The 18,114-nt window shown below is 70.1% G+C and carries 14 protein-coding genes and 1 pseudogene; 9 read left to right on the top strand and 6 right to left on the bottom strand.

Annotated features, from left to right (window positions below; genetic code table 11):
• Window positions 1–23: 23 nt before the first annotated feature.
• The gene (locus AAG688_RS05090) at window positions 24–995 is read right to left on the bottom strand and encodes an HlyD family secretion protein (RefSeq protein ID WP_411834277.1); all 972 of its coding nucleotides are present in this window, start codon (window positions 993–995) and stop codon (window positions 24–26) included.
• Window positions 985–1,581: a TetR/AcrR family transcriptional regulator gene (locus AAG688_RS05085; protein ID WP_411834276.1), complete on the bottom strand. Its 597-nt coding sequence runs from the start codon at window positions 1,579–1,581 to the stop codon at window positions 985–987. Before AAG688_RS05085 ends, AAG688_RS05090 begins: the two co-directional genes overlap by 11 nt.
• Window positions 1,582–1,778: 197 nt before the next feature.
• Here AAG688_RS05085 and AAG688_RS05080 point away from each other — a divergent pair, with 197 nt between their 5' ends.
• The 6 genes from AAG688_RS05080 (at window position 1,779) to AAG688_RS05055 (ending at window position 6,413) form a co-directional block, all read left to right on the top strand.
• Window positions 1,779–2,135 (top strand): hypothetical protein, encoded by a 357-nt coding sequence (locus tag AAG688_RS05080; protein WP_411834275.1) that lies wholly within the window; start codon window positions 1,779–1,781, stop codon window positions 2,133–2,135.
• Window positions 2,136–2,142: 7 nt separating this feature from the next.
• Window positions 2,143–3,126, top strand: coding sequence for a PhoH family protein (locus AAG688_RS05075; protein WP_411834274.1), 984 nt, complete (start codon window positions 2,143–2,145; stop codon window positions 3,124–3,126).
• Window positions 3,127–3,220: 94 nt separating this feature from the next.
• Window positions 3,221–3,709, top strand: coding sequence for an rRNA maturation RNase YbeY (gene ybeY, locus AAG688_RS05070; protein ID WP_411834273.1), 489 nt, complete (start codon window positions 3,221–3,223; stop codon window positions 3,707–3,709).
• A 5-nt stretch (window positions 3,710–3,714) separates the two neighbouring features.
• Window positions 3,715–4,308, top strand: coding sequence for a hypothetical protein (locus AAG688_RS05065; RefSeq protein ID WP_411834272.1), 594 nt, complete (start codon window positions 3,715–3,717; stop codon window positions 4,306–4,308).
• Window positions 4,309–4,360: 52 nt separating this feature from the next.
• Window positions 4,361–5,230 carry an HlyC/CorC family transporter gene (locus tag AAG688_RS05060; protein ID WP_411834271.1) on the top strand — a complete coding sequence of 290 codons (870 nt, stop codon included), beginning with the start codon at window positions 4,361–4,363 and terminating at the stop codon, window positions 5,228–5,230.
• On the top strand, window positions 5,223–6,413 hold the full coding sequence (locus tag AAG688_RS05055; protein WP_411834270.1) for a DUF4105 domain-containing protein: 1,191 nt from the start codon (window positions 5,223–5,225) through the stop codon (window positions 6,411–6,413). Before AAG688_RS05060 ends, AAG688_RS05055 begins: the two co-directional genes overlap by 8 nt.
• 8 nt (window positions 6,414–6,421) lie before the next feature.
• Here AAG688_RS05055 and AAG688_RS05050 read toward each other — a convergent pair whose 3' ends face one another.
• Window positions 6,422–7,054, bottom strand: coding sequence for a cation transporter (locus AAG688_RS05050; RefSeq protein ID WP_411834269.1), 633 nt, complete (start codon window positions 7,052–7,054; stop codon window positions 6,422–6,424).
• 325 nt (window positions 7,055–7,379) lie between these two features.
• Here AAG688_RS05050 and AAG688_RS05045 point away from each other — a divergent pair.
• Window positions 7,380–9,447 (top strand): annotated as a pseudogene (locus tag AAG688_RS05045) (glycoside hydrolase family 97 protein).
• A gap of 153 nt (window positions 9,448–9,600) precedes the next feature.
• Window positions 9,601–10,614 carry a magnesium and cobalt transport protein CorA gene (locus AAG688_RS05040; RefSeq protein ID WP_411834268.1) on the top strand — a complete coding sequence of 338 codons (1,014 nt, stop codon included), beginning with the start codon at window positions 9,601–9,603 and terminating at the stop codon, window positions 10,612–10,614.
• Window positions 10,615–10,692: 78 nt separating this feature from the next.
• Here the strand turns inward: AAG688_RS05040 and AAG688_RS05035 are convergent, their stop codons facing one another.
• Genes AAG688_RS05035 through AAG688_RS05025 form a run of 3 tightly spaced genes read right to left on the bottom strand, consistent with a single transcriptional unit; the run spans window position 10,693 to window position 16,142 of the window.
• A complete protein-coding gene (locus AAG688_RS05035) occupies window positions 10,693–11,955 on the bottom strand; it encodes a DUF819 domain-containing protein (RefSeq protein WP_411834267.1) in 1,263 nt (420 codons plus the stop codon).
• 60 nt (window positions 11,956–12,015) lie between these two features.
• Window positions 12,016–14,172: a prolyl oligopeptidase family serine peptidase gene (locus AAG688_RS05030; protein WP_411834938.1), complete on the bottom strand. Its 2,157-nt coding sequence runs from the start codon at window positions 14,170–14,172 to the stop codon at window positions 12,016–12,018.
• The gene (locus AAG688_RS05025) at window positions 14,172–16,142 is read right to left on the bottom strand and encodes an OPT family oligopeptide transporter (RefSeq protein ID WP_411834266.1); all 1,971 of its coding nucleotides are present in this window, start codon (window positions 16,140–16,142) and stop codon (window positions 14,172–14,174) included. The genes AAG688_RS05030 and AAG688_RS05025 overlap by 1 nt, the downstream gene beginning before the upstream one ends.
• Before the next feature lie 118 nt (window positions 16,143–16,260).
• Between AAG688_RS05025 and AAG688_RS05020 the strand changes: the two genes are divergently transcribed.
• Complete coding sequence (locus AAG688_RS05020) at window positions 16,261–18,060, top strand: peptide MFS transporter (protein WP_411834265.1); 1,800 nt, start codon at window positions 16,261–16,263, stop codon at window positions 18,058–18,060.
• Window positions 18,061–18,114: the final 54 nt, after the last annotated feature.

Raw genomic sequence — 18,114 nt, 5'->3', positions numbered from 1 at the left:
CGCCGGCCGCATGGGCGCCGCTTTCATCCATCGCGCGCGGCCTTGCCGAATTCGGCCCGCACCGGCAATCCCGCCGGCAATTGCGCGGCTTCCTCGCCGAGTTCGACCTCGGCCAGATAGCTCAGGCGCGCCGCGTCCTTGCCGGTCAGCGCGTAGTACGGGGTGAAGCTGGGCTCGCTGCGGATCATGCGCACGCGGCCGGGATAGGCCTGCGCGCGGCCGTCGACATGCACCCGCACCGCGTCGCCGACCTGGACGCCGGCGCGCAGCGGCTCGGGCACGTAGATACGCGCATGCGGCGCGTCGCCCACCAGCAGGATCGCCAGCGGCGCGCCGACCGGCGCCTGGTCGCCCAGCTTGTACGGCAGGCTTTCGATACGGCCGGCGCGCGGCGCCACCAGGTTGAGCTTGTCCAGCGTCACCGCTTGCGCGTCCGCCTGCGCCTGCGCGGCGGCCAGCGCCGATTCGCCCTGCGCGATCCGTTCTCCGCGGGTGCCGCGCTCGAGTTCCAGCAGCGCCTGCTGCGCGCCGCGCACCTGCGCCTGCGTATTGCCGGCGGCGGCACGGGCGCGGTCGACTTCCGCCGCCGCCACCAGCTGCTGCCGGCCCAGCGGCTGCAACCGCGCGTAATAGGCCTGCGCATCGGCGGCCTGCGCCTGCGCCGCGGCCAGGCTGGCGCGGGCCTGCGCGATGGCCTCGCTGCGCGGTCCGGCCTGCAGTTCGGCCAGTGCCGCGCGGCTCTGTTGCGCCTGCGCCTGCGCGGCGGCCAGCTGCGATTGGGTGCGGGTGAGTTCCAGCTGCAGCAGCGGCGCGCCCGCTTCGACCCGCTGGCCTTCGCGCACGTCGATGCGGACGATTTTCTCCGCCGCCAGCGCCGGCAGGCTGACCCGATCCCATTCCAGCGTGCCCAGCGCCTGCGGCGCATCGGGCCGGCAGGCGGCCAGTGACAGCGTCATGACGATGGCGGCGATGCAGGCGGCGCGATTACCCGGCATGTTCCAGCTCCAGTCCGCGCGCCAGCAGCGCCAGCGTGTGCCGGCCCAGCGCGGCGATGTCGACGTCGTCGGCGCCGAACAGCGTGCGCCAGATCGGCGCGCTGGCCAGCGGGAAAAAAGTCAGCCCCACCAGCGACACCATCAGCAGGCGCGGATCCAGATCGGGGTTGAGCCGGCCGCGTCGCTGCGCCTCGTCGAAGCGGGCAGACATCATCTTCGGCACCAGCGGACCGATCTGCCGGATCAGCACCTCGCGCAGCGCACCGCCCTCGCACAGGATCTCGCGCACCCACAGCGCCGGCAGCCACGGATGCCGGGCGACGATGCCGCCGACGCCCTGCACGAAACCCGCCACCAGCGCGGCGACGTCGTCGCCCGCCTCGGCCAGCGGTTCGCGCAGGCCGGCGATGATCGGCAGCAGCCGTTCGGCCACTACCGCCTGCTGCAACTGCGGCTTGTCGCCGAAGTAGTAATGCACCATCGCCGGGGTCACCCCGGCGGCGGCGGCGATGTCGCGCAGCGAGGCGGCGGCGATGCCCTGCCGCGCGAAGCAGTCCAGCGCCGCATCCAGCAACTGCGCGCGCAAGTCGGCATTGTCGGTGACCGGACGGCGCCCCGGCGCGCGCTTGCGCGCGGCTTTCGGCCGGGCCGGGCGGTCGGGGGCCTTGGCCCGTCGGGGAGGAGCGTCCTGCGGCATCGCGCCATTTAATTCAACGTTTAATTAAATTTCAAGCCCCACGCGCATCGCCGCCGGGTGGTCGTTCGCAGGTGTCCGCGCTAGGCTTGCCCACCCTGTCTCCCGCTTCCAGGACAGCCGCCATCCCCCAGGACGCCCCGCAACTGTGGGTCTTCGTGCTCGAGGTCCGGCCGCTGCCGCAGACCGACGACTTCACGCAATTCGGTGGTGCCTACGTGCTCTGCTACCAGATGCCCGGGCTGGCCGAGGATCCGATCGGCCACGCCAGCCGCTTCCTGCGCGAACATGGCTGGGAGGTCATCGGCGTCCACGACGAGCCGCGGCAGTTGCCGCGCGGGGAGGCGCCCGAGGCCGAGCACTTCGACCAGGCGCTGCGGGACGACGAGGCCTACGTCTTCCACCAGTGGCGGGTGGAGGACGAGGACGACCAGACACGACATTGAGAACACGATGACCGCTCCGCACAAACGCGAATTCACCCTGGAACCCGACAACGCCGAGTGGCTGGCCAACCTGAGCGGGCCGTTCGACGCGCACCTGCGCCAGATCGAGCTGCGGCTGGGCGTGGAGATCGCCAACCGCGGCGCGGTGTTCCGCGTCACCGGCCCGGAAAAGCCGGCCGCGGCCGCCGAGAAGCTGCTGCGCGCGCTGTACCGCGAGGCCGGCCAGACCACCTTCGACGATCACGCGATCCACCTGCGCCTGAACGAGGCCAATGTCGATCACGTCGCCGCCGGCGGCTACGCGCCGCAGGACGTGGCGATCAAGGTCAAGCGCGGCACCGTGCGCGGGCGCGGCCACAACCAGGCCAGCTACCTGCACGCCATCGCCACCCACGACATCAACTTCGGCATCGGCCCGGCCGGCACCGGCAAGACCTTCCTGGCCGTGGCCAGCGCGGTCGAGGCGCTGAACGAGTCGCGCGTGCAGCGGCTGATCCTGGTGCGCCCGGCGGTGGAGGCCGGCGAGAAGCTGGGCTTCCTGCCCGGCGACCTGACCCAGAAGGTCGATCCCTACCTGCGTCCGCTGTACGACGCGCTGTACGAGATGCTCGGCGTGGAGAAAGTGGTCAAGCTGCTGGAGAAGAACGTCATCGAGATCGCGCCGCTGGCCTACATGCGCGGGCGCACGCTCAACGATGCGTTCGTGATCCTGGACGAGGCGCAGAACACCAGCATCGAGCAGATGAAGATGTTCCTGACCCGCATCGGCTACGGCAGCACCGCGGTGGTCACCGGCGACCTGACCCAGATCGACCTGCCGCGCCACCAGAAGTCCGGGCTGAAGGACGCGCTGGAGGTGCTGCGCGGCGTGGACGGCATCTCGTTCACCTTCTTCGGCAGCAAGGACGTGGTGCGCCATCCGCTGGTCGCGCGCATCGTCCAGGCATACGATGCGCGGGACGGCAAGGATGCGGAGACGGGTGCAGCGTGAACCCGCCTTGCGTAGAGCCGAGCTTGCTCGGCTGCCCCTCGATGAAGAATCAACCGCGTCCGAGCAAGCCCAGCGCTACAACCTCCAGAGACCCATGACCCGAGGCCCCGAACGACTGGAAGTATCCGTCAGCTACGCCCTGCCGCGCGCCGGGCTGCCGGCGGCGGTGAGCTTCCGCAGGTGGGTGGCGGCGGCGCTCAAGGGCCGCATCCGCGAGGCCGACCTGGCCATCCGGCTGGTGGACACGAAGGAAGGCCGCGCCTTCAATCGCCACTACCGCGGCAAGGACTACGCGACCAACGTGCTGAGCTTCCCGGCCGAGATGGCCGAAGGCGTCAAGCTGCCCAAGGGCGTGAAGATGCCGCTGCTCGGCGACCTGGTGATCTGCGCGCCGGTGGTGGCGCGCGAGGCCAGGGAGCAGAAGAAGGCGCAGGCCGCGCACTACGCTCATTTGACCGTGCACGGCGTGCTGCACCTGCTGGGCTGGAATCACGAGGACGATCGCGAGGCCGAGGCGATGGAACAGCTCGAACGCGAGATCCTGGCCGAACTCGGCATCGACGACCCCTACGCACCGCTGTGAGTCCGATGATCCGTACCTCTCTCGCCGCCGCTCTTCTCCTGGCCTGCGCGCCGGCGTCCGCGCAAGCGCCGGCCGCGGCGCCTTTCGATGCCAGCCAGGTCACGCTGGCCGCGCTGATCAGCTGCCGGGACACGCCGGAGCGCTTCATGGCGCTGGCCATCGCCGTGCACGAGGATCCGCTGGCGGCGGTGTCGCTGGGCTGGCGGCCGCTGCCGTCGGCCAATCCCTTCATGACCGAGTACGCGCTCAACGCGCCGATCGAGGTGTTCGGCCATGCCAGCTCGCACATCGCGCTGGCCGGCTCCAGCGTGCTGGCGATCCTCGACCTGCCGGATCCGCGCCCGCTGGCCAGGCAGTTGCAACTGGAAACGGCCATCGACACGCCGGCCAAGGCGATGTTCGGCAAGGAACTGCTGAGCGAGGAGTACACCGACGCCGACAGCGGCGCGGTGTTCATCCGCTCGGCCGTGCTGAACGTTTCCAACGTCGATTCGCACCCCGGCAAGACCCTGGTCGGCTGCACCTACAGCATTGATCCGGAAGAGGAAATCCTGGACGAGGAAGCGCCCGGCGCGGCCGCCCCGGCAGATCCCGCATAGGGCCTGCTAGACTTGCCCGGTCGCCCGCCTGGCGGGTGCCTGCCCACGAGAAATGTCAGAAGACGACAGTACCCGCGCGCCGGAATCCGACCGACCGGAGAAACGGCGCACCTGGCTGGACCGCCTGAGTTCGGCCTTTTCCGGCGATCCCACCTCGCGCGACGACCTGGTCGCGCTGCTGCGCGACGCCCAGGCCGACGGCCTCATCGCCGGCGACACGCTGCGGATGATGGAGGGCGCGCTGTCGGTCTCCGAGCTGACCGTCGGCGACGTGATGATCCCGCGCGCGCAGATGGTCTCGCTACCGGTGGAGGCGCCGTTCATCGAGCTGATGAAGCAGGTGGTCGAGTCCGGCCATTCGCGCTTCCCGGTGCACGGCGACGACAAGGACGAGATCCTCGGCATCCTGCTGGCCAAGGACCTGCTGCGCGGCGTGGTCGCCGACAACGGCCCCGGCAGCATCCGCGAGCTGCTGCGCCCGGCCGTGCTGATCCCCGAATCGAAAAAGCTCAACGTGCTGCTGAAGGAGTTCCGCCTCTCGCGCAACCACATGGCGATCGTGGTGGACGAATACGGCGGCGTCGCCGGCCTGGTCACCATCGAGGACGTGCTGGAGCAGATCGTCGGCGAGATCGACGACGAGCACGACGACGCCGACGACGAGGCGCTGCTGATCGCCGCGCAGGCCGACGGCCAGTACGTGGTCGACGCGCTGACGCCGATCGCCGACTTCAACGAGCGCTTCGGTGCCGATTTCCCCGACGACGAGTACGACACCGTCGGCGGACTGGTCACCGACGCCATCGGCCACCTGCCGGAGACCGGCGAGGAACTGACGCTCGGGCGCTTCGCCTTCCGCGTGGCCAAGGCCGACGCGCGCCGCGTGCATGCCTTCCATGTGGGCGTGCTGTCGGATGGGTGATCAGGTCGGCGTGATCGCGCGCCTGCTGTGCCTGCTGGCGTTGTTCTCGTGCGCCTTCGCCACCGCCGCCGCGCCGCGCATCGGCGTGATCACGATGGCGCCGGGCGAGATCTTCTTCGAGCGCTTCGGCCACAACGCCATCGTCGTCGCCGATCCGGCCAGCGGCCAGGCCACCTCGTACAACTTCGGCTATTTCGAACCTGAGGAGCCGGACTTCGTCGCCCGCTTCGCCCGCGGCCGGATGATGTACTGGCTGGTCGCGATGCCGCTGGAGCAGGACCTGGCCTACTACCGCGAGGTTGGCCGCGGGGTGACGCTGCAATGGCTGGACCTGGAGCCGGCGCAGGCGCTGGCGCTGGCCGAGTCGCTGGCCGAGCGCGCCCGCCCCGAGAACGCGCGCTACCGCTACGACTACTTCACCTCCAACTGCTCGACCCAGGTGCGCGACGCGCTCGACGCGGCGATGGGCGGCGCGCTGAAGTCGCAGCTGGCCGGGCGCTCGCGCGGCAACACCTTCCGCAGCGAATCGGTGCGGCTGGCCTCGCCGGCGCCGTGGATGTGGATGGGCTTCGACATCGGGCTGGCCTCCTACGCCGACCGGCCGATGTCGCGCTGGGAGGAAGCCTTCGTGCCGATGCGGCTGGCCGACTCGCTGGGCGAGGCGCGCAACGCCGCTGGCCGGCCGCTGGTGCAGTCGCGGGTGGAACTGCTGCCGCACCGCATCGCCGCCGAACCGGCGGAGGCGCCGCGGCGCTGGTGGCCGTGGCTGCTCGCCGGCGTGGCGCTGGCGCTGGGCGTGATCGCCTGCGGCCGGTACAGACCGCGCGCGCTGGCCGCCTTCGCGCTGCCGCTGTGGACGCTGTGCGGCGTGGCTGGACTGGTGCTGCTGTACCTGTGGCTGGGCAGCGAGCACCGCGCCGCCTGGGCCAACCGCAACCTGCTGCTGTTCAATCCGCTGTGCCTGCTGCTGATTCCCGCCGCGATCGCCGTGCTGCGCCAGCGCCGGCCCGCGCGCTGGAGCAGGGCCGTGCTCGGCATCGTCGCGGTGTGCGCCGGCGTGGCGTGGTTCCTGCACTGGCTGCCGCTGCCACTGCAATACAACCAGCCGTGGATCGCGCTGCTGCTGCCGCTGCATGCGGCGCTGGCGCTGGCGTTTACCCGTCGTTCCCGCGCGGCTCCCTGACAGCGGGCCTAGCCGGGCGCGGGCAACGGCGCCCTCGCCTCGCGCCAGGCCGCGCGTAGCACGCGCAGGGCCGAGCGCAGGAACATCACCAGCAGCGCAGAGGCGATCAGCAGGTCGGGCCAGCCGGCGCCGAACAGCCAGACCGCCGCAGCCGCCAGCAACACCGCGCAGCCCTCGAAGATGTCGTTGCGCGAGCATTCCCAGGCCGAGGCCATGTTCACGTCGCCACGCCGGTACGGCGACAGCAGCCACAGGCACACGGCGTTGGCGGCGAGGTTCAGTGCGCCGGCGATGCCCATGCCCTCGAACAGCGGCACGCCCGGATGGCCCAGGCGCCAGGCGATCTGGCCCGCCACCGCGAACGCGGCGCCGAGGATGAGGAAGCCCTTCAGCAGCGCCACCCGTCCCTTGGCCTGCGCGCTCGCGCCGACCACCGCCAGGCTGACCGCATAGGTCAGCGCGTCGCCCAGGTTGTCCAGGCTGCCGGACAGCAGCGAGGAGGAGGCGCTGTGCCACGCCGCGAAGGCCATCATCAGGAAGGTCGCGAGGTTGATCAGCAGCACGACGACCAGCACGCGCCGCTGCCGCGCTTCCATCGCCGCCACGTCCACCACTTTTCCGCAACCGCAGCAGTCCGACATGATCGGCCTCTTCCGAACGTTCGCCAGGACGGTGCGATTATCGCATGCGCGCGGAGAACGCCCGGGAGCGGACGCTGGCAGACATGCGATCGGCCAAGCCGTCGCCGCGCCCATGCAGGCGGCGCAATCGCCGTGCTGCGCCGCCACAATCCCGCGTTCCGGACCACGCCGCCAGCCGCATCATCGCCATCGGCGCGAAACCGCGTGCCGCCTGCGTCGCGCGCCGCCCACGCCGCGGCATGGACCGCCACCCTCGCGTCGCCGCCGTCGCATGCGTGGCGCCCGCATACGTATTCATGCACCCTCGCCCGCAGGCGCGGCGAGGATGCGGGCTTCCACCGCAACCTGTCCGCCGGCCATGCATCGACGCCTGTTCGCGCTGCTTCTCTCGCTCATTCCCGCCATCGCCCTCGCCGCCGACGACGCGCCACCGGTGCACCGGGCCAGTTCGCCGGACGGCCGCATCGAGCTGCGCCTGACCACCGACCCGGACGGACGGCCGAGCTACCAGGTCGATCGCGACGGGCGCGCGGTGATCGCGTCCTCGCGGCTGGGCTTCATCCTGCTCGGCGCGCCGAAATTCGATCGCAACCTGGTCCTCGGCGAGCCGCGCAGGCGCAGCGCCGACTCGACCTGGGAGCAGCCGTGGGGCGAGCGCCGCCTGGTGCGCGACCGCTACAACGAGATGCGGGTGACGCTGACCGAGAAGGTCGCGCCCGGGCGCAGCTTCGATCTGATCTTCCGCCTGCACGACGACGGCGTCGGCTTCCGCTACGCGTTCCCGCGCCAGGCCGCGTTGCCGCGGGTGCGCATCGCCGAGGAACTGACCGAGTTCAACCTCGCCGACGCCGGCACCGCGTGGTGGATCCCGGCCGGCGAATGGAACCGCGAGGAATACCTGTACCACCGCACGCCGGTCGAACAGATCGGCGATGCGCAGACGCCGCTGACGGTGCGCACCGACAGCGGGCTGCACCTGTCGCTGCACGAGGCCGCGCTGGTCGACTATTCCGGCATGAACCTGACCCGCGTCGAGGGCCGCCGGCTCAAGGCCGACCTGACGCCGGGCATCGGCGACGGCAAGGTGGTGCGCGAGGCGCCGTTCGAAACGCCGTGGCGCACGATCATGCTGTCCGACGACGCCGCGGGACTGGCGATGTCCAGCCTGATCCTCAACCTCAACGAGCCCAATGCGCTGGGCGACGTGTCCTGGGTCAAGCCGATGAAGTACGTCGGCGTGTGGTGGGAGATGCACCTGGACGTGAAGAGCTGGGCGTCCGGCCCGAAGCATGGCGCGACCAACGCCAACGTGCGCCTGGCACATCGACTTCGCCGCCGAGCACGGCTTCGGCGGCGTGCTGGTCGAAGGCTGGAACGTGGGCTGGGACGGCGACTGGTTCGGCAACGGCGAGGACTTCAGCTTCACCCGTTCCTACCCGGATTTCGATCTGGAGGCGCTCACCGCCCATGCACGCGGCAAGGGCGTGCAGCTCATCGGCCACCACGAGACTTCCGGCCATGCCGCGCACTACGAGGCGCAGATGGAGGCGGCGTTCGACCTGTACCGCCGCGTCGGCGTCGGCGCGGTCAAGACCGGCTACGTCGCCGACGCCGGCCAGGCCAAGGTGCTCGGCGAGGACGGCAGGCTGCACTACGCCTGGCACGAGGGCCAGCACATGGCGCGGCATCATCTCAAGGTGGTGACCGAGGCGGCCAAGCGGCACATCGCCGTCAACCCGCACGAGCCGATCAAGGACACCGGCCTGCGCCGCACCTACCCGAACTGGATCACCCGCGAGGGCGCGCGCGGCATGGAGTTCAGCGCCTGGGGGCAGCCCGGCAACCCGCCAGAGCACGAGGCCAACCTCGTCTTCACCCGCCTGCTGGCCGGTCCGATGGACTACACGCCGGGCATCTTCGGCATGAAGACGCGCGCGCCCGACGGCGTGGCGACCACCTGGGCCAAGCAGCTGGCGCTGTACGTGGTCATCTACAGCCCGCTGCAGATGGCCGCCGACCTGCTGGATCACTACGAGGCCAACCCGGCGCCGTTCCGCTTCATCAAGGACGTGCCGGTAGACTGGGAGGACACGCGCGTGCTCAACGGCGAGGTCGGCGACTACGTCACCATCGCGCGCAAGGAGCGCGGTGGCAACGATTGGTACTTGGGCGCGGTGTCGGACGAGCAGGCGCGCACGCTGCGCGTGCCGCTGGATTTCCTCGACGCCGACCGCCGCTACCGCGCCGAGATCTACCGCGACGGCGACGATGCGCATTGGCGGACCCGGCCCGAATCCATCGTCATCGAGCGGCGCGAAGTCGGCGCCGGCGACACGCTGGAGTTGAAGCTGGCGGCCGGTGGCGGCCAGGCTATACGGTTCGTCGCGCTATAGCCTTCGCGCGGCATCCGCACCGGCGAAAGGCAGCGGAGCAAGCTCCGCCCTACAAACCGCGGTGGCCATTGCAGGGCCGGGCTCGCCCGGCTGCCGCCCGCGCACGACCCGGACTCTCTTGCCGCTTCACATCGGCTGCCGCAGGATGCGCGGATGATCGACGCCAGCGCCGCTCCCGTCCGCCCCGCCCTGCCGCCCAGCATCGTCAACTGCGCGGTCTACGATCGCGACGGCCGCCGGCGCAACATCGGCCTGGACGAGATCAGCGACGTGCTGGCCGATCCCGACGGCGGCTTCGTCTGGGTCGGCATGTACGAGCCGGACGAGGCGACGATGGAGAAGCTGCAGGCCGAGTTCTGCCTGCACGACCTGGCGGTGGAGGACGCGCGCAAGGCGCACCAGCGGCCCAAGCTGGAGGCCTACGGCAACTCGCTGTTCCTGGCCGCGCACACCGCGCAGGTGGTGGACGAGCGCATCCGCTACGGCGAGACGCAGGCGTTCCTGGGCGCGCGCTACCTCATCACCGTGCGCCACGGCGCGTCGCTGTCGTACGCGCCGGCGCGCCAGCGGGTGGAGCGCGAACCGGAGCTGCTGCACCTGGGCCCGGCCTACGGGCTGTACGCGGTGCTGGACTACATCGTCGACAACTACCAGCCGATCGTGCAGTCCTACCAGGACACGCTGGGCATGCTGGAGCGCGACATCTTCTCCGACACCTACCGCCGCAGCGTGGTGCGCCGGCTGTACGATCTCAAGCGCGAACTGACCCTGATGCGGGTGGCGGTGGCGCCGCTGCAGGACGTGCTGGCGCAGCTGATGCGCACGCCGGGCGCGCTGGTCTCCGAGGAGGTCAAGCTGTACCTGCGCGACGTCCACGACCACGCGCTGCGCGTCAACGAGACCATCGACACGCTGCGCGACATGCTGGGCACGGCGCTGAGCGTGAACCTGTCGATGGTGACCCTGGCGCAGGGCGAGACGGTCAAGCGGCTCGGCGCCTGGGCCGCGCTGCTGGCCGCGCCGACGCTGATGACCAGCTGGTACGGCATGAACTTCGACAGCATGCCCGAGGTGCACAGCCGGTTCGGCTACGGGCTGCTGATCCTGGCGGTCGCCGGCGTCTGCGCGGTGCTGTACGCGTTGTTCAAGCGCGCGCGCTGGCTGTGAGCACCCCACACCCCTGAGCATGCAGAGCCGAGCTTGCTCGGCTCGCAGTTGCCCCAAGAGCCGCGGAGCGAGTTCTGCCTACTGCCCCGCCATCATCCGCAGGATCTGGCCGAGGAAATAAGCGATGACGGTGCCGGTGGCATAGCCCACCGTGCCGAGCAGCACGCCGACCGGCGCCAGCGTCGGGTGGAAGGCCGCCGCCACCACCGGTGCCGACGCGGCCGCGCCGATGTTGCCCTGCGAACCGACCGCGAAGTAGAACAGCGGCGCGCGCATCAGCCTGGCCGCGATCCAGATCACCAGGATATGGGTCAGCATCCAGATCACGCCGATGGCGACCAGCTCGGGGCGGTTGGCCAGCTTGAAGAAATCCATCTGCATGCCGATGCAGGCGATCAGGAAGTACAGGCACACGGTGCCGAGCTTGGACGCGCCGGCGTTCTCCAGCTTGCGCACCGGGGTGAAGCTCAGCGCCAGGCCGGCCAGCGTGGACAGCACGATCACCCAGACGAACGGCGCATCCAGGCTGAAGCGGCTGGACCACGCCGCGTTGGCGGCGAACCAGCCGGCGGCAGTATCGGCGATCGCATGGGCCAGGCCGACGATGCCGAAGGCCACCGCCACGATCACCATCAAGTCGGTCAGCGTCGGGATGCGCGCGTGGATCGCCTCGTAGTCGGCGATGCGCTGCTTCATCTCGTCGATGGCGCGGGTGTCGGCGCCGGAGCGCGCATCGATCTGCGCGGCGCGGTTGGCCAGGAACAGCAGCGTGGCCATCCAAGCACTGGCGATGGCCACGTCGACCACCGCGAACTGGCCGAACAGCGTCGCGTCGACCTGGTAGATCTCGCGGATGGCGACCATGTTGGCGCCACCGCCGATCCAGCTTCCCGACAGCGCCGCCATGCCCTTCCAGGTGTCGCCCGCCACCGCCGCCGGCCATACCCACTCCATCAGCTGGAACGAGACGATGGCGCCGAGCACGATGCCCAGCGTACCGGCGCAGAACACGAACAGCAGCTTGGGGCCGAGCTTGAGGATGCCCTTCAGGTCGATCGATAGCGTCAGCAGCACCAACGCGGCCGGCAGCAGGATGCGGCTGGCGATCGGGTTGTAGAGGCTGCTGTTCTCGCCGTCGATGAGGCCGAAGGTGTTGTACAGCGCCGGCACGAAATAGCACAGCAGCAGCGCGGGCACCCAGGCGAAGAACTTCTTCCAGAACGGCGTCGGCCCGCTGGCCAGCCAGAAGATCAGGCCCAGCGTGGCGGCGATCAGGCCGAACACGACGATGTCGTTGCTGATCAGCGCGGGAGCGGAAGGTTCGGTGCTTGCTATCGCCATCGGCGGACTCCAAGGGGTGAAGAAGAACGGCTGGCATCGCCGCCGGCCGTCCTTTGCTGATTACTGGCCGATGTGTCGCTTGAGCCAGGCGTTGACGGTGTCGTGCCACAGGATGCTGTTCTGCGGCTTGAGCACCCAGTGGTTCTCGTCGGGGAAGTACAGCAGCTGCGACTCGATGCCCTGGCGCTGCAACGCGGTGAAGGTGGACAGGCTCTGGTCGAGCGGCACGCGGAAGTCGTTCTGTCCGGCCACCACCAGTGTCGGCACGCGCCACTTTTCGATATGGCGTGCGGGATTGAACTTCTCGTAGTTCTGCGGCTTGTCGTAGACGGTGCCGCCGTTCTCCCACTCGGTGAACCACAGTTCCTCGGTCACCAGCCCCATCGAGCGCGTGTCGAACACGCCGTTGTGGTTGACCAGGCACTTCCAGGCGTCGTTCCACTGGCTGGCGATCCAGTTGACCATGTAGCCGCCGTAGCTGGCGCCGAGCGCGCAGGCCTTGTCGCCGTCGAGGAACGGGTACTGCTTCTGCGCGGCGGCCCAGCCCTTCTGCAAGTCCTCCAGCGGACGATCGCCCCAGTGCTGGCTGATCGCGTCGGTGAACGCCTGGCCGTAGCCGGTGGAGCCGTGGAAGTCGATCATCACCACCGCGTAGCCCTGGCCGGCGTAGGTCTGCGGGTTCCAGCGGTAGCTCCAGCCGTTGCCGAAGCTGCCCTGCGGGCCGCCGTGGATCAGGAAGGCGACCGGGTACCTGCGCCCTTCGACGTAGTTCCACGGCTTGACCACGTAGCCGTGCACGGTATTGCCGTTCCAGCCCTTGAAGCTGAATTGCTCGAAGTCGCCGAACGCCACTTCGCCCAGCATCTCGCCGGCGGTCGGCGTGATCGCGCGCAGCGGCGCGCCGGCGGTCGTGGTGGTCAGCACCTGGTCGCCGGACTTGAGCGTGTTGCGGGTCAGCGCCAGCGTGTCGCCGGCGATGTCGAACGAGGTGATCGTGCCGTCGCCGACCAGCTTCTCGACCTTGCCGCTGGCGATGTCGACGCGGAACAGCGGATGCTGGCCGACGTCCTGCGCGGTGGTGTAGATCGCCTTGCCGTCGGCCGACAGCGCGATGCCGTCGGCGCTGCGGTCCCATCCTGGTGCGATCTCGCGCACCGCGCCGCTGGCGATGTCCAGCGCCATCAGGCCGAAACGGTCGGCCTCGAAACCCGGGCGCTTCATCGCGCGGTAGTACAGGGTCCTGCCGTCGGCGCTGAACACCGGGCCGGTGTCCCAGGCCGGGTTGGCCGCGGTCAGGTTGACCGGCGCGCCATTGCCATCGGCATCGAGCCGGTACAGATCGAAGTTGGTCGACCACGGCTCGCCGTTGGCGGCCACGCGGATCGCCGCGACCACGCTGGCGCCGTCCGGCGACCATGCGTACTCGTCGCTGCCGCCGAACGGCTTGGACGGCGCGTCGCCGTCGATGCCGTCGGTCAGCCCGACCGCGCCGGCGACCGGCTTGGCCTTCGCGTCAGGCAGCACGGCGACGAACAGCCGGCTGCGGCGACCGTCGGCCCAGGTGTCCCAATGGCGGACGAACAGCCTGTCGTACAGCACGCCGCTGCTCTTTTTCGCCGCGGTATCGTCGAGCTTCTTCTTGGTGCAGGCGAAGTCGGCCTTGCACTCGGCGAAGGTGTCGGCGCTGAACAGCACGCGCGTGCCGTCGGGCGAGAGCTTGTAGCTGGCCACGTCCAGCGCGAAGCCGGTCAGCTGGCGCGGCGCGCCGCCGTCGGCCGGCATCGCGTACAACTGCTGGCTGCCGCCCTTGGCGCTGAGGAAGTACACGGTCCTGCCGTCGGCCGAGAAGCTCGGCGAGTTGACGTTCCAGCCCTCCGGGGTGATCCGCTTCGGCGGCGCCATGTCGCGGGTCAGCAGGTTGCGGCTCCACAGGCCGGTGCTGGCCTTGACCCGCTCGGCGTCGATCTCGCGCTTGGCGAACAGCACGCGGCTGCCGTCGGGCGAGAGCAGCGGCGAGGACACGCGCTCCAGCCCGACCATGTCGCGGACTTCGAAGCCGCGCTGCTGCGCGGCGACGGGCAAGGCGGCCAGCAGGGCCAGGGGCAACAGGGCAAGGCGCAGGTTCATTCGCAGGGCTCCGCGGGAAGGCAAACCCCGGATGGTAGGCGCTCGGCGCCCCGTCGCGCAAAGGCGCAAGGTCATGCCGCCTTGCCGGATCAGGCGGCTTTGTCCGCCTTGCTGCCGACCCGGTACAGCAGCCAGCCGACCACCGCCAGTACCACCAGGCCGACGATCTCGCCCTGCTGGAACGCCTCGGGCAGCACCAGCACGTCGCGATCCTTGGTGGCGTAGATGGCGACGCCAACCGCGATGCCCATCAGCGCCTCGCCGGTGATCAGGCCCGCGGCGAACAGCGTGCCCGGGCGATGCAGGCGATCGCGCGCGGCTTCGTCCCTGGTGCCGACCATGCCGTGGCGCCTTTCCACCAGGTAGGCCAGCAGGCCGCCCAGGAAGATCGGCACCATCAGCTCCAGCGGCAGGTAGATGCCGATGGCGGCGGCCAGCACCGGCACCCGGAAGCTGCTGCCGCGGGCCTTGAGCGCCTCGTCGATGGCGATGATGGCCGCGCCGATCACCGCACCGATGCCGATGATCCCCCACGGCAGTTCGCCGCCGAACAGGCCCTTGGCCACCGAGGCCATCAGCGTGGCCTGCGGCGCGGACAGCGGATTGGGATGCTCGGCGGTCGGCGCGCCGATGCCGTAGGCCTCGGACAGCACGTTCAGCACCGGCGCCATGATCAGCGCGCACGAGAACGCGCCGATGCCCAGCATCAGCTGCTGCTTCCACGGGGTGGCGCCGACCAGGTAACCGGCCTTGAGATCCTGCAGGTTGTCGCCGCCCACCGCGGCCGCGCAGCACACCACCGCGCCGATCATGATCGCCGCCACCGCGCCCAGCGGCGCGCCGCCGGCACCGACCGCCATGCGTCCGCTCTCGCCCAGCAGCAACAGCAGCACCACCGAGGCGAACAGGATGGTGGCGATGGTGATGCCCGACACCGGGTTGTTGGACGAACCCACCAGGCCGGCCAGGTAGGCCGACACCGACACGAACAGGAAGCCGGCCACGATCATGATGATCGCCATCGGGATGCTGACGTGCCACATGCCGACGATGGCCTGGTACAGCAGCAGCAGCGGCAGCACGAACACCACCAGCGCCACCAGCATCCACTTCATCGGCAGGTCGCGCTCGGTCTCCGCCACGTCGGCGCCGCCCGAGCCGGCGCGCGCGGCGGCGATGCCGCTCTTGACGCCCGACAGCAGCGACTTGCGCAGCGAGAACAGCGTCCACACGCCGCCGATCAGCATCGCGCCCACGCCCAGGTAGCGGATCCTGGCCGACCAGATCGCGCCGGCCACGTCCTCGGCGCCCGCGCCGGCGATGCTCTGCGCCAGCGCCGGGTCGGTGCCCATGAAGAACATGTGGTAGAGCGGGATGGCGATGTGCCAGGACAGGATGCTGCCGGACAGCACCACGATCCCGATGTTCAGGCCGACGATGTAGCCCACGCCCAGCAATGCCGGCGACAGGTTGGTGCCCAGGTAGCCCAGGTACTTGCCGAAGAAGCCGGCGCCCGCGGCCGTGTCGGGGATCAGGCGCATGCCGCTGTGCGCGGCGACCTTGAGCACGGCGCCGATGGCGGCGGAGGACGCCAGGATCTTCAGTCCCGGGCCGGGATTCTCGCCGGCCTTCAGCACTTCGGCCGCCGCCTTGCCCTCGGGGAAGGGCAGCGGTTCCTCGACGATCATCGAGCGCCGCAGCGGCACCGAGAACAGCACGCCGAGCAGGCCGCCGAGGCCGGCGATGCCCAGCACCCACCAGTATTTGAAGTCGGGCCAGTAGCCCAGGATGATCAGCGCCGGGATGGTGAAGATCACGCCGGCGGCGATCGACGAACCGGCCGAGGCGCCGGTCTGCACGATGTTGTTCTCCAGAATGGTGCCGCCACCGAGCAGGCGCAGCACGCCCATCGACACCACCGCCGCCGGGATGGCGGTGGCCACGGTCAGGCCGGCGAACAGCCCCAGGTAGGCGTTGGCGGCCGACAGCACCACCGCCAGCACGATGGCCAGCAGGACGGCGCGGAAGGTCAGTTGGGGCACGGCGGCGGGCTGGCGCATCGGCGGGTTCCGGGCTTCAGAAGCCCGCCAAGCTATCGGCATTGCCGCGGCAAGTCCAGCCGGACGGAACCCGCCGCGTGGCTATACTCCGGCGTCCTTCCGCCGCCCGCGCCGCCGCATGGCTTCCGTTCCCGCCGCCCGCATCGCCGGGCAAGACGATTTCCTCGGCCATCCCAAGGGCGTCTACGTCTGCTTCTTCACCGAGATGTGGGAGCGCTTCTCCTTCTACGGGATGAAGGCGCTGCTGCTGCTCTACCTGACCAAGTACCACCTGTTCGGCGACGGCGCCGGCTACGACCTGATCGGCGCCTACGGCGGGCTGGTGTACTGCGTGCCGGTGATCGGCGGCCTGCTCGCCGACCGCTGGCTGGGCATGCGCAAGGCGGTGGTGTTCGGCGGCGCGCTGCTGGTGCTGGGTCACGCCGGCATGGCTTTCGAGGGTCATGCGGCGCGGTTCGTCGAGGGCGCGGTGGTGCGCGACGAGGGCGCGCTGCGCGTCACCTACCTGTCGCTGGCGCTGATCATCGTCGGCGTCGGCTTCCTCAAGCCCAGCATCTCCACCATCGTCGGCCGCCTCTACGCCGACAACGATCCCCGCCGCGACGGCGGCTTCAGCCTGTTCTACGCCGGCATCAACCTGGGCGCGCTGTTCGCCTCGCTGGTGTGCGGCTACCTCGGCGAGACGCTGGGCTGGCAGTACGGCTTCGGCGCGGCCGGCATCGGCATGGCGCTGGGGCTGGCGATGTTCCTGTGGGGACGCGGATACCTGCACGGCCACGCCGAGCCGGCGGCGCCGCAGCGGCTGCGCGAGCGCGTGTACGGCCTGCCGCGCGAGACGCTGATCTACCTGGGCTCGCTGCTCGGCGTGCCGCCGCTGGCGTGGCTGATGTGGGCCGCGGCCAACGGTGCGTTCGCGCTGGGCGGGGAGATCTCACTGGCGCTGCTGCTGATGATGATCGTGCTGGCGGCGGTGCTGGCGTGGTTCTCCTGGTTCGTCGCCACCCGGTGCACGCCGGTGCAGCGCCGGCAGATGCTCGCGCTGATGGCGATGATCTTCATGTGCCTGGCGTTCTTCACCCTGTACGAGCAGTCGTACGGCTCGTGGATCACCTTCACCGATCGGCTGCTGACCAAGGATCTGTTCCCCGCATTCGTGCAGGCCGGCGGCGCGGCTTCGGGCGGGGGCATGGTCGCGTTCCTGGCGCATGCGCCGTGGTCGACCTGGTCGCTGCTGCTGGCACCGTTCGGCTTCGTCGTCGCGATGCGGCTGTCCGATCGCGATCCCGCCTCGCGCGCGCCGCGCGCGATCTTCGTCGGCGTGGCGGCGGCGATGCTGGCGCTGCTGCTGCGCGACCTGCTGGTGCTGCCGCAGACGGCCGGCTCGCTGACCTTCCTCGGCCCGTTGTTCATCGTGTTGCTGGCGCCGCTGTTCGCCTGGCTGTGGGCGGCGCTGGGACGCCGCGGGCGGGATCCGTCCAAGCCGTTCAAGTCGGCGCTCGGCCTGCTGTTCGGCGCGCTGGCCTTCATCCCGCTGGCGCTGGCCGCGCAGCAGGCCGGCGCCAGCGGTCAGATGGCCAGCGTGTGGTGGCTGGTGCTGGCCTACCTGATCCTGGAACTGGGCGAGATGTGCCTGTCGCCGGTCGGCCTGTCCGCGGTCACCCAGTTGTCGGTCGCGCGCGTGACCGGGCTGATGATGGGCACCTGGTTCCTCGCCACCGCCTTCTCCGAGGCGCTGGCCGCGCTGTTCGGCAAGCTCGCCGCCGTCGACGTCGACGAGGCCGCCACCATCAGCATGGCCGAAGCGGCCGGCCGCTACGCCGATCTGTTCTGGCTGCTGACGGGAATCGGCCTGGGCTGTGCCCTGCTCGCCTTCCTGGCCGCACCGCCATTGCGGCGGATGATGGGCGGGGTGCGTTGAGGTTTGCCCGCCCGGAACGGAAAACGGCGTCCGTGGACGCCGTTTCCGCCATCG

It is taken from the genome of Pseudoxanthomonas mexicana, assembly GCF_046736355.1.
Taxonomy (GTDB): Bacteria; Pseudomonadota; Gammaproteobacteria; order Xanthomonadales; family Xanthomonadaceae; genus Pseudoxanthomonas_A; species Pseudoxanthomonas_A mexicana_B.
Note: the sequence above shows the minus strand (reverse complement) of the source record. Positions and strands in the feature narration are given on the sequence as shown.

Coding starts and splice junctions, on each gene's coding strand:
- AAG688_RS05090 (WP_411834277.1), bottom strand. CDS start 995: ATGCCGGGTAATCGCGCCGCCTGCATCGCCGCCATCGTCATGACGCTG.
- AAG688_RS05075 (WP_411834274.1), top strand. CDS start 2,143: ATGACCGCTCCGCACAAACGCGAATTCACCCTGGAACCCGACAACGCC.
- ybeY (WP_411834273.1), top strand. CDS start 3,221: ATGACCCGAGGCCCCGAACGACTGGAAGTATCCGTCAGCTACGCCCTG.
- AAG688_RS05065 (WP_411834272.1), top strand. CDS start 3,715: ATGATCCGTACCTCTCTCGCCGCCGCTCTTCTCCTGGCCTGCGCGCCG.
- AAG688_RS05060 (WP_411834271.1), top strand. CDS start 4,361: ATGTCAGAAGACGACAGTACCCGCGCGCCGGAATCCGACCGACCGGAG.
- AAG688_RS05055 (WP_411834270.1), top strand. CDS start 5,223: ATGGGTGATCAGGTCGGCGTGATCGCGCGCCTGCTGTGCCTGCTGGCG.
- AAG688_RS05050 (WP_411834269.1), bottom strand. CDS start 7,054: ATGTCGGACTGCTGCGGTTGCGGAAAAGTGGTGGACGTGGCGGCGATG.
- AAG688_RS05040 (WP_411834268.1), top strand. CDS start 9,601: ATGATCGACGCCAGCGCCGCTCCCGTCCGCCCCGCCCTGCCGCCCAGC.
- AAG688_RS05035 (WP_411834267.1), bottom strand. CDS start 11,955: ATGGCGATAGCAAGCACCGAACCTTCCGCTCCCGCGCTGATCAGCAAC.
- AAG688_RS05025 (WP_411834266.1), bottom strand. CDS start 16,142: ATGCGCCAGCCCGCCGCCGTGCCCCAACTGACCTTCCGCGCCGTCCTG.
- AAG688_RS05020 (WP_411834265.1), top strand. CDS start 16,261: ATGGCTTCCGTTCCCGCCGCCCGCATCGCCGGGCAAGACGATTTCCTC.